The sequence below is a fragment of the Pseudoalteromonas sp. BSi20311 genome (assembly GCF_000239875.1).
Classification (GTDB): domain Bacteria; phylum Pseudomonadota; class Gammaproteobacteria; order Enterobacterales; family Alteromonadaceae; genus Pseudoalteromonas.
The window spans coordinates 1-14,204 of record NZ_BADU01000162.1; the positions used below are offsets into that span (position 1 = coordinate 1).

The 14,204-nt window shown below is 41.1% G+C and carries 11 protein-coding genes, 8 tRNA genes and 1 pseudogene; 2 read left to right on the forward strand and 18 right to left on the reverse strand.

Annotated elements, in window-relative coordinates:
* Positions 1-227: 227 nt before the first annotated feature.
* Complete coding sequence (locus P20311_RS16880; RefSeq protein WP_008115154.1) at positions 228-1,238, forward strand: RDD family protein; 1,011 nt, start codon at positions 228-230, stop codon at positions 1,236-1,238.
* Positions 1,239-1,306: 68 nt separating this feature from the next.
* Here the strand turns inward: P20311_RS16880 and P20311_RS19380 are convergent.
* From P20311_RS19380 to miaB, 7 genes and pseudogenes are all read right to left on the reverse strand, one after another.
* A pseudogene (locus P20311_RS19380) lies at positions 1,307-1,548 on the reverse strand (apolipoprotein N-acyltransferase); the annotation flags it as partial.
* A 70-nt stretch (positions 1,549-1,618) separates the two neighbouring features.
* Positions 1,619-2,812: a methyl-accepting chemotaxis protein gene (locus P20311_RS18560; protein WP_158307809.1), complete on the reverse strand. Its 1,194-nt coding sequence runs from the start codon at positions 2,810-2,812 to the stop codon at positions 1,619-1,621.
* A 423-nt stretch (positions 2,813-3,235) separates the two neighbouring features.
* Positions 3,236-4,789, reverse strand: coding sequence for an apolipoprotein N-acyltransferase (gene lnt / locus P20311_RS16890; protein WP_008115157.1), 1,554 nt, complete (start codon positions 4,787-4,789; stop codon positions 3,236-3,238).
* The gene (corC, locus tag P20311_RS16895; protein WP_036934272.1) at positions 4,770-5,654 is read right to left on the reverse strand and encodes a CNNM family magnesium/cobalt transport protein CorC; all 885 of its coding nucleotides are present in this window, start codon (positions 5,652-5,654) and stop codon (positions 4,770-4,772) included. Before corC ends, lnt begins: the two co-directional genes overlap by 20 nt.
* Before the next feature lie 22 nt (positions 5,655-5,676).
* Positions 5,677-6,135, reverse strand: a complete 459-nt coding sequence (gene ybeY, locus P20311_RS16900; RefSeq protein WP_008115159.1) for an rRNA maturation RNase YbeY — start codon at positions 6,133-6,135, stop codon at positions 5,677-5,679.
* A 4-nt stretch (positions 6,136-6,139) separates the two neighbouring features.
* Entirely contained in the window at positions 6,140-7,198 is a 1,059-nt protein-coding gene (locus tag P20311_RS16905; protein WP_008115160.1) for a PhoH family protein, read from the reverse strand.
* Positions 7,199-7,252: 54 nt separating this feature from the next.
* Complete coding sequence (gene miaB, locus P20311_RS16910; protein ID WP_008115161.1) at positions 7,253-8,698, reverse strand: tRNA (N6-isopentenyl adenosine(37)-C2)-methylthiotransferase MiaB; 1,446 nt, start codon at positions 8,696-8,698, stop codon at positions 7,253-7,255.
* A 256-nt stretch (positions 8,699-8,954) separates the two neighbouring features.
* On the opposite strand from miaB, the gene P20311_RS16915 reads away from it, so the two are divergent.
* A complete protein-coding gene (locus tag P20311_RS16915) occupies positions 8,955-10,136 on the forward strand; it encodes an FAD-dependent monooxygenase (RefSeq protein ID WP_008115162.1) in 1,182 nt (393 codons plus the stop codon).
* 314 nt (positions 10,137-10,450) lie between these two features.
* On the opposite strand, the gene P20311_RS16920 is transcribed toward P20311_RS16915, so the two are convergent.
* The 11 genes from P20311_RS16920 to P20311_RS16970 form a co-directional block, all read right to left on the reverse strand.
* Positions 10,451-10,525, reverse strand: a tRNA-Gln gene (locus P20311_RS16920).
* A gap of 39 nt (positions 10,526-10,564) precedes the next feature.
* Positions 10,565-10,649 (reverse strand) — tRNA-Leu (locus P20311_RS16925).
* A 67-nt stretch (positions 10,650-10,716) separates the two neighbouring features.
* Positions 10,717-10,791 (reverse strand) — tRNA-Gln (locus P20311_RS16930).
* A gap of 41 nt (positions 10,792-10,832) precedes the next feature.
* Positions 10,833-10,917 (reverse strand) — tRNA-Leu (locus P20311_RS16935).
* 173 nt (positions 10,918-11,090) lie between these two features.
* Positions 11,091-11,167: transfer RNA gene (locus tag P20311_RS16940), tRNA-Met, on the reverse strand.
* Between the two features lie 5 nt (positions 11,168-11,172).
* Positions 11,173-11,247: transfer RNA gene (locus P20311_RS16945), tRNA-Gln, on the reverse strand.
* A 39-nt stretch (positions 11,248-11,286) separates the two neighbouring features.
* A tRNA-Leu gene (locus P20311_RS16950) sits at positions 11,287-11,371 on the reverse strand.
* A 69-nt stretch (positions 11,372-11,440) separates the two neighbouring features.
* Positions 11,441-11,517 (reverse strand) — tRNA-Met (locus P20311_RS16955).
* A 311-nt stretch (positions 11,518-11,828) separates the two neighbouring features.
* Entirely contained in the window at positions 11,829-12,920 is a 1,092-nt protein-coding gene (gene ychF / locus P20311_RS16960; RefSeq protein ID WP_008115165.1) for a redox-regulated ATPase YchF, read from the reverse strand.
* A 55-nt stretch (positions 12,921-12,975) separates the two neighbouring features.
* Positions 12,976-13,560, reverse strand: a complete 585-nt coding sequence (gene pth, locus P20311_RS16965) for an aminoacyl-tRNA hydrolase (protein ID WP_008115166.1) — start codon at positions 13,558-13,560, stop codon at positions 12,976-12,978.
* 18 nt (positions 13,561-13,578) lie between these two features.
* On the reverse strand, positions 13,579-14,193 hold the full coding sequence (locus P20311_RS16970) for a 50S ribosomal protein L25/general stress protein Ctc (RefSeq protein ID WP_008115167.1): 615 nt from the start codon (positions 14,191-14,193) through the stop codon (positions 13,579-13,581).
* Positions 14,194-14,204: the final 11 nt, after the last annotated feature.

Genomic DNA, 14,204 nt, shown 5'->3' on the forward strand with positions numbered 1-14,204 from the left:
AAGTTAAAAACGAAAAGTGATGAGAGTTGTTTGGTGGTCATGAGCTCTTCCTCGTAGCTTTTATATTTAATACGATACGATAGATTAATTGTTCACTCTTTTAAGAATTAATCTACACCTAGCGGCTATTTTCAATGTTAACTCTCGTTATCGATTTTATTCGCTTGAGCAAAAATTAAAAAGCGCGTAATTTAACCGCGTTACCTATTTTAATAACAAGTATAATAATGAAAGTACAAGAATTAGAACAATTAGCGTTATCTAAAGCCGAAACTCGAGAAGTGATCACGCCGTATGCCTTTAAGGTTGATAATGCTTTACTAGGCTTGCCACTGGCTTCGCCTACTCGGCGCGCATTAGCTATGATTATCGATGTAGCATTAATATTCTTAGCTGCAAAGCTCAGTGCAACTATTATTGCATTCGTTGCTGCGATGGCTTTTTATAAAGGAACGGCGCAGCAATACCTTCCTAAAATGTCGAGTGTGTGGCGAAGAGTATTAAAAATAATGGCTGCGAGTATATTATTTGTAAGCGCCCTTGCTGTGCTTTCAACTGGCATAGATTACCTAGAAAGCGACAACGCTGATCAAGGCTTAACTGTTCAAGGCGTAAAAATACAGGATGACATTCAGCTTACCTCCACAGAAAAAAAGCAGGTAAATGCCTACTTAGTGCAAACAGCAGACGAAAGCTGTGAGCAACCTTGCCAACTAAATGCGCTTGATAATTTGATAGGGCAAGTACCCAAATTAGCCGAAATGGACGACTTACAAAGCCCACAACTTGCAAAAGTACTTTTACAATTATTAGTGCTTAGTGAGAACAACGAAATAAAGCCTACTCAGTTAATTGAAGATAAACCAAAACAAACAACCACACACAGTATTTTGCAGTGGGGCAAAGGTATTATTCAAGATTTAGGTTTGGGTTTTGGCTGGGCTGCTGTGTACTTCACACTATTTTCATTACTATGGCGCGGTCAAACCCCTGGTAAAAAGCTCTGTAACACTCGAGTGGTTGCATTAAATGGTGAGCCGCTGGGTTTACTTGATTGTTTTGGCCGCTACGGTGGTTATGGCGCAGGTTTTGCCACCGGCTTGTTAGGCTTTTTACAAGTGTATTGGGACCCAAACAGACAAGCCATTCAAGATAAAATATCAGCGACTGTGGTTATTCAAGGGAGTGTGAACCAAGTTGTAAATGTGCAAACAGTTGTAGATAAAGTGAAAGAGTAAAGCAATTAAAAAATATATGACTGAAGTAAAAACTTAAAATTAAAGCGCGATAATTATCTTACCGCGCTTTAATTGTAAATATTTCTTTTATCTTTTAGTTTTAGCCTAAACCCGACAACCCCCAACAACACCACAATTCCCCATACAAGTACATTACCGTATTCGCTATACACGCTATCCCCTTGTATTAGCTTTATATTGGCTTTGAGTGTGGTAGCTTCAAACTGTGGTATGGTTAGTGTGTTTGGCTTATGAGGTCATATACACCGCTTATGCCGTTGTTGGTCACACGTACCAATGAGTGTAGTAGGCGGCTACATATCTTAAGGAAATAGTTATAGCTAAGTATGTTCACTTAACTATAACTGTTTATATGGAGGTTAAGGGATTACTTTAATTGCAATTGCATTATCGTCTTTACTATATTCCTCAACGTCCGATAGGTTACTTAATAATTGGTTAATTTGAGTTAATTGCTCGATAATTCGGTCTGATATTTCAGCGGTACTTTCTGCAATAGATGAGTTGTTACGTAAAACCGGTTCTACCTGTGAAAGTCCTTCATCAGCATGAGAAATACTGTCCGTTTGACGTTTGGTAGCCGAATCAATATCTTGTGTTAAATTAAGTAATTGCGACATATCCTTAACAATTAAATCTAAACGTCCCGCTACATCATTAACAGCGGATTTTCCAGATTCAACACTGCTAATAGAGGCTAAAATAAGAGTGCCAGTTTCTTGTGCTGCATTAGATGATCGTTGCGCCAGAGTTCTTACTTCATCAGCAACAACTGCAAAGCCACGACCTTGCTCGCCAGCTCTAGCAGCCTCAATTGCAGCATTAAGAGCTAATAAATTTGTTTGTGCTGCAATACCGTCAATTACCTGAATAACTTCACCAATCTCTTTGCTGGAGGTACTGAGTTGCTCTATAGTGTTAACCATCTCGCTCATAGCAGTGTTAGCCAATTCAACTCGTTCAACAATTTCGCTTGCGAATAACCTAACTTCGGCAACGCTGGTGGCATTTGCTTCAGATTGAGCTCGTACTTCCGAGAGTGACTGACTCATTTCTTCAACAGTGCTAAGTAATTCGGTTGTGCTTGATGCTAAGTTAATACCGACTTCGCTAACGGTACCTGCATCAGAGTTTAAGCTCTTAGACATACTCATGACGTGTTTATAAACGTTGGCAAGTGCCACTTTTTCGGTCACATCGGATACAACTTCAACATGGCCAATTTGTTGGCCTTTAGAGTTTGTCAGGTAAGATGTATTAACATCAAAGTCTTTATCCCATTGATGAAAATGAGTCTTAGGCTGGTTGTTACGTAAACATCTCACTCCACAATTAGGCGTTTGACAAATATTTGCCCCCCAGTTGTGACACGACATGCCCAATACATCCTCACGGTTTACTCCAAGAGGGGATGTGGCTGCTTTATTAACAAATGTCCAGTTCATATCAATATCGGTAACAGATAAAGGTAAAGGTACAGCATCCAATATTTGTTCATACCAATGATTTCTCTCTTGCATTTGCTGCTTTTGAAAAACCAATAGCAATAACATAGCTACCCCCAATGCCATAGAGGGAATAATTAAAAGTATATTAGGGTGATTACTTATGAAAATTTGAAAAGATAATAAAATCAACTGTATAGCTGTTAATATTATACCAATTAAAATACTGCGATTTACCATTTAAGCTAACTCCAAACAAAATAAAATCACCGCATGCTCAATTAATAGTGTAGCTAATAAATAGTAATGAGTGACAATTTCATAAATATTTTAAGTGACCGTTAAATTTAGTTTTGTATCTATTTGAAGCCTAAATTTAATTTTACTCATAGAAAATTACCTGAATGCTGAAGATTCAGACAATAAAAAAGATGGCGAGTTTACGTACTAATTCATAGCATAGCAATGCTTTTTTGTGATGTTGAATAAAGGAAAAAAGTGTGGTTTGTGCCTGCCTAAGACAGGCCTTTACTATTGATGCCTTTGTTTAAAAATACCGGACACTAAAGTTAATAAGACTAATATGAACCATACAAACATATTGCCGTGTTGGCTATACAGGCTATCCCCTTGTATTAGCTTTATATTGGCTTTAAGTGTGGTAGCTTCAAACTGTGGCATAGTTTGGCGTGTTTGGCTTATCGGGTCGTATACACCACTTATGCCATTGTTGGTAACACGTACTAGTGGACGCTGTAGTTCTAGGGCGCGCATCCGGGCAATTTGCATATGCTGGTGGGGGCCAATAGAATCACCAAACCAGGCATCGTTACTCACAGTAAATAGTAAATCAGAGTCGCTTTTATAATTACCCCGCACTAAATCGGCAAACACTATTTCGTAGCAAATGGCGGGCAGCAGGCTAAAGCCATTCGCACGTAAGTTATCTTGCACTTTATCACCGCGCGAGAACGATGACATAGGTAAATCAAATAACGGCGCTATGGGGCGGAGTATGTCTTCAAAGGGAACAAACTCTCCAATCGGCAGTAATTGGTGCTTTTGATAGCGGTTACTATCTAAGTAACGATAGTGGCCGTGTTCATCATTTTGCTCTTTGTTACCGACCACAATCAGGGTATTAAAAATGGTTTTAGTGTCGCGTTGGTAATCAACAATACCCGTTACTAGCGCGGTTTTATTAAATGAGGCGGCACTGTCTAAGCCTGCTAAGTATGAATCAGCAAGCGCTTCTATCTCAGGCACTGCGGCTTCAGGCCACACAATTAAATCGGCATCCCAGTGACTGCGCGTCATATCCTGATACTTACTCATGGTGGTCCAAAACTCACTAGGATCAAAGCGCAAGTGTTGTTTTATATTACCTTGTACAAGCAGCACAGACAGGTTTCTATCGGAGTAATTGGTTGTCTTTGTTAAGTGTGCGCCTGCGAAGGCAAGCAAAACCACAGTAGCGGTAACAACAGGCATTTTAAATTGTTTTTGGGTTAAGCTGTACAATGCAAACCCAATGGCAATACATAATAGCGTGAGCCCAAATTCACCAATAAAAGGAGCGAGGGCATTAAGTGGGCTATCAGTTTGTGTATAACCAAAGCTTAACCAAGGAAAACCAGTTAACAGCTTGGCACGCAAATATTCACTAATAGCAAAACAAGGGAGTAGTAGGGCGGCAAAGCTTATAGAGCCGCTCGAAAAGCGAGTGGTTGCCCACAGCGCCAACGCAGGAAATAACGCAAGGTAGCTGCACAGTAATACCATTAACGAAATGGAAGCGAACAGTGGCATACCGCCAAAGGTGGCGATAGAAACATGCACCCAACTTATACCGGCACCAAACCAACCTAGGCCAAATATAAAGCCATATTTAGCGGCGGTTTTAGCGTGTTTTTTTCCTGTGAGGTTTGCAGGGATACAAAAAAATAATGCGGCCAAACTAAAAAATACAATCGGCCAAATACCAAAAGGCTCGTAGCTAAAAGTTAAAACAAGGCCCGCAACTAGTGCGAGCCATGCTTTTTTATCTTTTGCTAGTAGGGTGGGGCTAGTTAGCAGTTTCTTCACTGTCGTTATCATCAGCCTTAGGAATGGTGACTTGCAGTTGCAATATACGACGATTATCAGAGTTAGTTACTTTAAACTGAAATCCTTCTATATCGATGGTTTCGCCACGACTCGGCATATGGCCAAAGGCATGCAATACAGTACCACCAATAGTGTCGGCGTCTTGTGAGCTGTAACCTGATTTAAAATGCTCGTTAAAGTCATCTACAGGGGTTAATGCCTGCACAACGTAAACATGCTTAGCCAGTTGACGAATATCTTGTTGTTCTTCTTCTTCATCGTGCTCATCTTCGATTTCGCCAACAATGATCTCAAGAATATCTTCAATGGTTACTAAACCCGATACACCGCCGTACTCATCAATTACAATCGCCATATGGTAGCGTTGCTGACGAAATTCATTAAGCAGGGTATCAACCCGTTTACTTTCAGGCACTACCATAGCAGGGCGTAAATAATCACGTAGCGATGGTAAATGCTCATCTTTATTTAAAATGAGGGGTAATAAGTCTTTTGCGAGTAAAATCCCTTCTACATGGTCTTTATCTTCACACACCACCGGAAAGCGAGAGTGGGTAGAGTCAACCATCATAGGTATATGCTCTTCAAGCGGGCTATCAATTTCCAAAGTGACCATTTGTGAGCGCGGGATCATAATATCTCGCACTTTAAGCTCAGACACACCAAGCACACCTTCAATCATTTCTTTGGTTTCAGGATCGATTACATCCCGCTCTTGGGCATCGGCAATTACCTCAACCAGCTCTTCTCTATTCTGGGGTTCCCCTTGCAACATGTGGGTTATACGGCCCAGCCAAGTCCTGCCAGAAGAACCCTGGCTAGATTGCGAGTTATCGTCGCTCATTACGTCTAATTGCTCCGTTTATTTAAATATCGTCCCGGTATGGGTCTGCTATGTTTAGTTCAGCAAGTAATTGCTTTTCTATACTTTCCATCTCTAACGCATCTTCACTCTTTATATGGTCAAATCCAAGTAAATGCAAGCATCCATGAATAACCATATGAGCAAAGTGGTCATGAAATGACTTTTCTTGCTCTTGCGCCTCAGCCAAAACAATGGCAGGGCAAATAATTAAGTCACCCACAAGTGGGATATCAATACCCGGTGGCGCTTCAAATTCAAACGATAATACGTTGGTAGGCTTATTTTTACCGCGGTAGTCATTATTGAGCTGTTGCGACTGTGCTTCATCGCTAATAACAATGGTCAGCTCAGACTCATCACGATATTGGCTTAGTACTTTATCGGCCCACATTGCAAACTGCTCAAGGCTGGGTAAGTTGTCAAACTCACACGCTATTTGTAAATCAAGTTCTGTTTTCACGGTATTACTCTTTAGTCGCAGGTTGCTCATGAGCGGCAAGCGCTTCTTTAGCTTGTTGTTTTTCTAATCGCTTAAGGCGCTCACGTTCGTCGTTGCGCTCATAGGCTTCAACAATACGCGCTACCACAGGATGGCGTACTACATCATGCGATTTGAAAAAGTTAAAGCTAATTTCATCAACGCCATCTAACACCTCAATAGCATGACGAAGGCCAGAGCGCGCTCCCCGAGGTAAATCAACTTGGGTTATGTCGCCGGTGATCACCGCTTTAGAATTAAAGCCAATACGGGTTAAGAACATTTTCATTTGCTCTGTGGTGGTATTTTGGCTTTCATCTAAAATAATAAACGCATCATTAAGTGTGCGTCCGCGCATATAAGCCAGTGGAGCAATTTCGATGATATTTTTTTCAATCAGCTTTTCAACACGCTCAAAGCCAAGCATTTCAAATAAGGCATCGTAAAGTGGGCGTAAGTAAGGGTCTATTTTTTGGCTTAAATCACCAGGTAAAAAGCCGAGTTTTTCACCCGCTTCAACCGCAGGGCGAGTGAGCAATATACGACGTATTTCTTGGCGCTCTAGTGCATCAACTGCCGCCGCAACGGCAAGATAGGTTTTACCTGTACCCGCAGGGCCAATACCAAAGGTAATGTCGTGGTGCAAAATATTAGCAACATACAAGCCTTGGTTATCGTTACGCGGTTTAATAACGCCACGACGGGTTTTAATCATCATTTCTTTGCCGTAGGCGCTACTTGAGGTGTCTTGCTCAAGCGCTTTAGACTCAGTGATGGCTAAATGGACGTTGTCAGGCTCAATTTCGCCAATTTCCCCACGGACAGGCTGAGTATCAATATAAAGGTTTTTTAAGATCTCTACCGCGCCGGCGCTACTGTGTAGTTTACCGGTTACTTTAAAAAAGTTATCACGATGAATAATTTCAACACCTAGACGGCGTTCAATTTGTTTGATGTTTTCGTCAAACGGGCCACATAATGAAGAAAGGCGTTTGTTGTCGGCAGGTTCTAAATAAATCTCTAATGTTTTTAACTGATTACTCAAAATTACTTCCTATTACAGTGCGCCAGCGTTAACTGGCACAATGAATTTTTGCAACTAAGGTACGAAAGTAGCAACGCCAATTTCGTTAGCTGTCTCGGCTTTTTGCTCACTCGCTGCTTTGGTTAAAATAGCAGAAGGGGCAATTTCGCGGCGTAAGTTCATTTCTGATTCTGTACGAATTAAATCGCCACGTAAAGAGTTTGGTAGTGCCTCGGTAATACGTACATCAACAAACTGACCGATCACTGTGTGTGGGCCAACAAAGTTAACTACACGGTTGTTTTCAGTTCGGCCACGTAATTCCATTGGGTTCTTCTTAGAAGGACCTTCAACTAAAATACGTTGTTCGGTATCAAACATTTGGCGGCTAATTTGCTGTGCCATTTGTGTAATACGGTTTTGTAATAAGTACAGGCGCTCTTTTTTCTCTTGCTCGGTTACGTCATCTGGTAAATCTGCCGCTGGCGTACCAGGGCGCGCACTGTAAATAAAGCTAAAGCTCATATCAAAACCAATATCGTTGATAAGGTTCATGGTCGCTTCAAAATCGGCCTTGCTTTCACCTGGGAAACCTATAATGAAATCTGACGACATACTTAAGTTAGGGCGAATTTTACGTAGCTTACGAATTGTTGATTTGTACTCAAGAGCAGTATGGCCGCGTTTCATTAAGTTTAAAACACGGTCTGAACCACTTTGGACTGGAAGGTGTAAGTGATCAACCAGCTCAGGCACATCAGCGTACGCATCAATTATGTCAGGCGTAAACTCAACGGGGTGTGAGGTGGTGTAACGAATACGGTCAATCCCGTCAATTGCAGCCACTAAACGAATTAGATCTGAGAAATAGCAAATTTCACCATCGTGTGTATCACCACGGTACGCATTTACGTTTTGACCTAGTAAGTTAACTTCACGTACCCCTTGCTCGGCTAACTGTGCAACTTCTAATAATACATCATCAACAGGGCGGCTTACTTCTTCACCACGGGTGTAAGGCACAACACAGAAAGTACAATATTTAGAACAACCTTCCATAATTGATACAAACGCAGAAGGGCCTTCCGCTTTAGGCTCAGGTAAGCGGTCAAATTTTTCAATCTCAGGGAATGAAATATCAACTACAGATGAACCTTTATCGCCTTGTACTTGTTTAATCATCTCAGGTAAACGGTGCAAAGTTTGTGGGCCAAAAATAACATCGACAAACGGCGCGCGTTGACGAATTGAATCGCCTTCTTGCGATGCTACACAGCCGCCAACACCAATAATCAGGTCTGGTTTGTCATCTTTTAATAACTTCCAACGACCTAATTGGTGGAATACTTTTTCTTGCGCTTTTTCACGAATTGAACAGGTGTTAAGTAATATAACATCAGCATCAGCAGCTTCTTCAGTTAGCTGATAGCCGTTGGTCGCATCTAGAAGATCAGCCATTTTCTGAGAGTCGTATTCGTTCATCTGACAACCCCAGGTTTTAATATGCAGCTTTTTGCTCATTGAAATATAGCCTCGTGTTCAATTCGATAGTGGCACAAACATGTGCTAGAAACAGGTATAAGTGGCGCAATTATTAAATTTTGCTCGACTTAAAGGACGCGTATTTTAGCTGGATACACGCTCAAAACCAAGTATAGATTTCATGTTTGTGATCTGAAATCAATATAGTATGGGTTTAATAAGAGAATTAAGCGAAGCGCTCACACAGAGCAAACTAATTACGATACAATCAAAGCAGAGTTAAGTCAGAAGTAAAATGATGAAAAACATGGCTAAAAATAATGTAATTGTAGTAGGCGGCGGCATGGTTGGCGCCGCTATGGCTATTAAATTAGCGCAACAAGGTAAAGCCGTACGTGTTATTGAAAAATACCCAATAGATGCATCACTAGTGCTTAGCAGTGATGCAGTTGATATACGAGTATCAGCTATTAACCGCTTTTCGGAAAAACTGCTTGATCAGCTTGGTGCTATGCCATTGCTGCGCGAAAATAGACTCGCTCCCTATGAGCAATTAGAAGCCTTTGAGCGTGGTAACGATCATTTATTATTTGATTGCCATGCCATCAATACCACCCATTTAGGTCATTTAATTGAAAATAAGCTAATTCAAGCCAGTTTATGGCAGCAATTTGAGCAACATAATATTGAAATGATTAATCCTTCATCGGCTTTAACAGCAATAGAGCAGAACCCTGATAGCATTACCTTGCACTATAACGAGCAAAACTATACGGCCGATTTAGTCATTGCAGCAGATGGTGGACAATCACAATTACGCAGTAAAGCCAATATTGGCATAACAGGCTGGCAATATCAGCAGCATTGTATGGGCGTGCTAATAAAGCTCGATGCACCACAACAAGTAAAAACATGGCAGCAGTTTACACCTTCGGGGCCTGTTGCGTTTTTACCTATGCAAGCACCTTACGCAAATTTAATTTGGTATGACGATGCAAATACCCTCAAAGCATTTAAAGATCTATCGCCTAGTGCGTTAAAGGCCCGGATTGTTGAAAAGTTTCCAAAGCTTGCTGGTGATTTTGAAGTACAAAGCCATGCTATATTTCCTTTAGCAAGGCAGCATGCCAATAATTATTCACAAGGCAGACTTGTTTTAGTAGGCGATGCGGCGCACACCATTAACCCCTTGGCAGGACAGGGCGTTAATTTAGGTTTTCAAGATGTGGCTGCATTAGCTGAAGTGTTGCGTACAGCAGATGATGTAGGTTGCCCGCTAATGCTTCAAGAGTACGAGCGTAGTCGTCGTAACGCCAATTTATTAATGATGAGTATGATGGATGCTTGCTACTTTGGTTTCTCAAACCAAATAGCCCCGTTAAAATGGGCGCGTAGCACGTTTTTAAAGTTAGCCAATAATGCAGGGCCGGTAAAAAATTGGGTATTAAAATACGCAATAAGCGGTGAGCTTAGTTAATAATAGTTAATAATAGTTAATAATACCAATCCGCAATAATACTTAATCATTTTGAGGGGCTAAACGTGTCGCTACCTGTGTTAAAAAATACTCATTTAGAACAACTAAATAGCGAATTTTTTGCCTAGCTATCAACACGTTTTTCCACCCTCAAAATAGCTCACTTAATTAAGCGAATTGGTATAAAAGGCTCAAATTTGGGTCTTTTTTTATGCCGGTAAAAAAATTATGTTGATTTATAAAGCTAGAGGAAAAGATATAAATTAATGGATTTAGCAAGTCGTAGAACAGAGTAATCAAGGAAGTGTGCAAATTGGCTGGGATACCAGGATTTGAACCTGGGAATGCCAGGATCAAAACCTGGTGCCTTACCGCTTGGCGATATCCCAACTCTAAATTTGGATGAGTTTTAGTTCTAGTTAAGAACATGGTGCGGAAGGAGAGACTTGAACTCTCACATCCTAAGATACTGGAACCTAAATCCAGCGCGTCTACCAATTCCGCCACTCCCGCATACAGGCTTATATTTATACTCTTAACAGAGTTCTTTCTTAATTCAACGTTCTTTGGTAGAAGAAGTTGGCTGGGATACCAGGATTTGAACCTGGGAATGCCAGGATCAAAACCTGGTGCCTTACCGCTTGGCGATATCCCAACTAAGAAATTGCTGATAATTTTAATTCTTATCAAAGAATATGGTGCGGAAGGAGAGACTTGAACTCTCACATCCTAAGATACTGGAACCTAAATCCAGCGCGTCTACCAATTCCGCCACTCCCGCATCGAGTATACAGGTATTCATGTTTTGGAACCTAAATCCAGCGTCTAATTCAAGACAACTGCCAATTCCTCCACTCCCGCATTATCACTTTGAATTAATCAAAGAAATGGTAGTTATTTTAAACTCTTCATTGAGTTGCAATTTAACTCTTGCAGAGCCACTTCTAAAAGAAATGGTGGCTAAGACGGGATTTGAACCTGTGACCCCATCATTATGAGTGATGTGCTCTAACCAGCTGAGCTACTTAGCCATTGTTGGCTGGGATACCAGGATTTGAACCTGGGAATGCCAGGATCAAAACCTGGTGCCTTACCGCTTGGCGATATCCCAACAATAAACAATTGATAGTTTTAATTCTTATCAAGAACATGGTGCGGAAGGAGAGACTTGAACTCTCACATCCTAAGATACTGGAACCTAAATCCAGCGCGTCTACCAATTCCGCCACTCCCGCATTATTGCTTTGAATTAATCAAAGAAATGGTAGTTATTTTAAACTCTTCATTGAGCAACAAAAAATAAATGGTGGCTAAGACGGGATTTGAACCTGTGACCCCATCATTATGAGTGATGTGCTCTAACCAGCTGAGCTACTTAGCCATCTTTTTTGTTAGCACTTCATCGCTGAGTGCGGGGCGTATTATGCTGATATGCCCCAAATTCGTCAACACCTTTTTTGCAAAAAAACACTTAAGTTGGTTTGTTTGCAGGAAAAATAGGCTAACCGGCTACTTTTTAATTAAAACGTTGCTTTTTTAACACTCTTTATGAGCTGAGTATTATAATTTTAGCTTTGCTTTACGTTTTGAAGCTTATTACTAGGGTAGACTAATATTCGGCTGAAAATAAAAAAGGCCCGTAAAAACGAGCCTTTTAAAACAATTAGCCACTCAAGGTGGCGCAGTGATTAATTATACGTTGAACAAGAAGTTCATTACATCGCCATCTTTAACAATGTATTCTTTACCTTCTTGACGCATTTTACCTGCTTCTTTTGCACCGCTTTCGCCTTTACATGCAATAAAGTCATCAAAAGCAATTGTTTGTGCACGGATAAAGCCACGTTCAAAGTCGGTATGGATTTTACCTGCAGCTTGTGGCGCTGTTGCACCCACAGGGATAGTCCATGCACGAACTTCTTTTACACCCGCAGTAAAGTAGGTTTGTAAGTGCAGTAATTCATAACCGCCACGAATAACAAGGTTAAGCCCAGGCTCTTCAAGACCAAGGTCAGCCATAAACTCTAACTTGTCTTCATCTTCAAGCTCAGAAAGCTCAGACTCGATAGCGGCACACACAGGTACTACAACCGCATCTTCAGCGGCAGCTATTTCACGCACACGATCAAGTAGTGGGTTATTTTCAAATCCATCTTCAGCAACGTTAGCAATATACATAGTTGGTTTGATGGTTAAGAAGTTAATAGGCGCAATTGCTGCTTTTTCTTCTTTTGTTAGTGCTAAAGAACGTAAAGTTAAGCCTTCATCAAGATGCACTTTTACTTTTTCAAGTACTGCATTTTGCTCTTTTGCGTCTTTATCACCGCCTTTTGCTTTTTTTGCATTACGGAAAATTGCTTTATCAGCACTGTCCATATCAGCAAGCACAAGCTCAGTGTTGATCACGTCAATGTCATCCGCAGGGTCAATAGTACCCGCTACGTGAATAACATTTTCATCTTCAAAACAGCGAACTACATGGCCAATCGCATCTGTTTCACGAATATTTGCTAAAAACTGATTGCCTAGGCCTTCACCTTTCGATGCACCTTTAACTAAACCCGCAATATCCACAAACTCCATACTTGTCGTAAGAATACGTTGTGGGTTAACAATTTTAGCAAGTTCGTCTAGGCGAGGATCTGGCACCGGTACCACACCTGTATTAGGTTCAATGGTACAAAAAGGAAAGTTAGCGGCTTCAATACCCGCTTTAGTCAATGCATTGAAAAGTGTTGATTTACCAACATTAGGCAAGCCAACGATGCCACATTTAAAACCCATAGTAAGATACCTTGTTTAGATTCGTTTAAAACGTGTGTACGTATACCCTAAAAAGTTAGGGCTTAAACGAATGTAGTCTGTTTTGTGCTTTTAACACACCGTCTTTAGCAAGTATTTCCATACAACGAACTGCTTCATCAACTGCGGCATCCATTTTTTCTTGATCTTCCTTGGCTGCTTTTCCAAGCACCCAACCGGTGACCATTTCACGATGTCCAGGATGACCAACACCTATGCGTAAGCGCATAAAGTCTTTTTGATTTGCCATTTTTGCAATAATGTCTTTTAAGCCATTATGACCGCCATGTCCGCCGCCTTTTTTTAATTTAGCAACGCCCGGGTCTAAATCCAATTCATCATGGGCAACAAGTATGTCTTCCACTGGGATTTTAAAAAAATTGGCTAAACTACTCACCGCTTTGCCACTTAAGTTCATGTAAGTGGTGGGGATCAGTAATTTGAATTCTTTGCCTTGAATAATCACTTTGCCAGTAAGGCCGTGATATTTAGGGTCGTGTTTTAGCGTGCAGTTGTAGCGTGCAGCGAGTTCTTGAATGAACCAAGCACCTGCGTTGTGGCGTGTATTTGCGTATTCGGGGCCTGGATTAGCCAGGCCCACAAGCATTTGAATAGAATTCAAGGTGCGAGACCTTAAATATTATTCTGCAGCGTCTGAAGCGTCGTCTTCAGTTGGAGCTGCTTTGTTAGCTTTGATAGTAACGATAGACTGATCGTGGCCTTCGCCTTTACCAAGCTCAACAGATTGAACACCTTTAGGGAACGCAAGATCTGTAAGGTGGATTGAATCACCAGCAACAAGATCAGAAACGTTAACTTCGATGAATTCTGGAAGTGACTTAGGAAGACAAGAAATTTCAACTTCAGTTAACTGGTGAACAACAGTTGCACCTAACTTAGTTACTTTATCTTCACCGATGAAGTGTAAAGGAACCTTAGTTACTAGTTTGTGAGTTGCGTCTACACGTTGGAAATCAAGGTGAGTAAGCTTAGGCTTGAAAGGGTGACGTTGGATATCTTTTAAGATAGCTTCAACTTTCTCGCCACCTACATTCAATGTAAGAATGTGAGTGTAAAAGCCTTCGTCTTCTTGTGCTTTGATCATATCTTTATGTTCAAAAGTAAGCGATAAAGCTTCTTTATCAGCTCCATAAAGGATTGCCGGCACTTTGTCTTCGCGACGTAGGCGGCGGCTCGCACCAGTACCAGTTTCTACGCGAAGTTCAGCGTCATAAGTATAAGTTGTGTTAGACATAATGTCTCCAA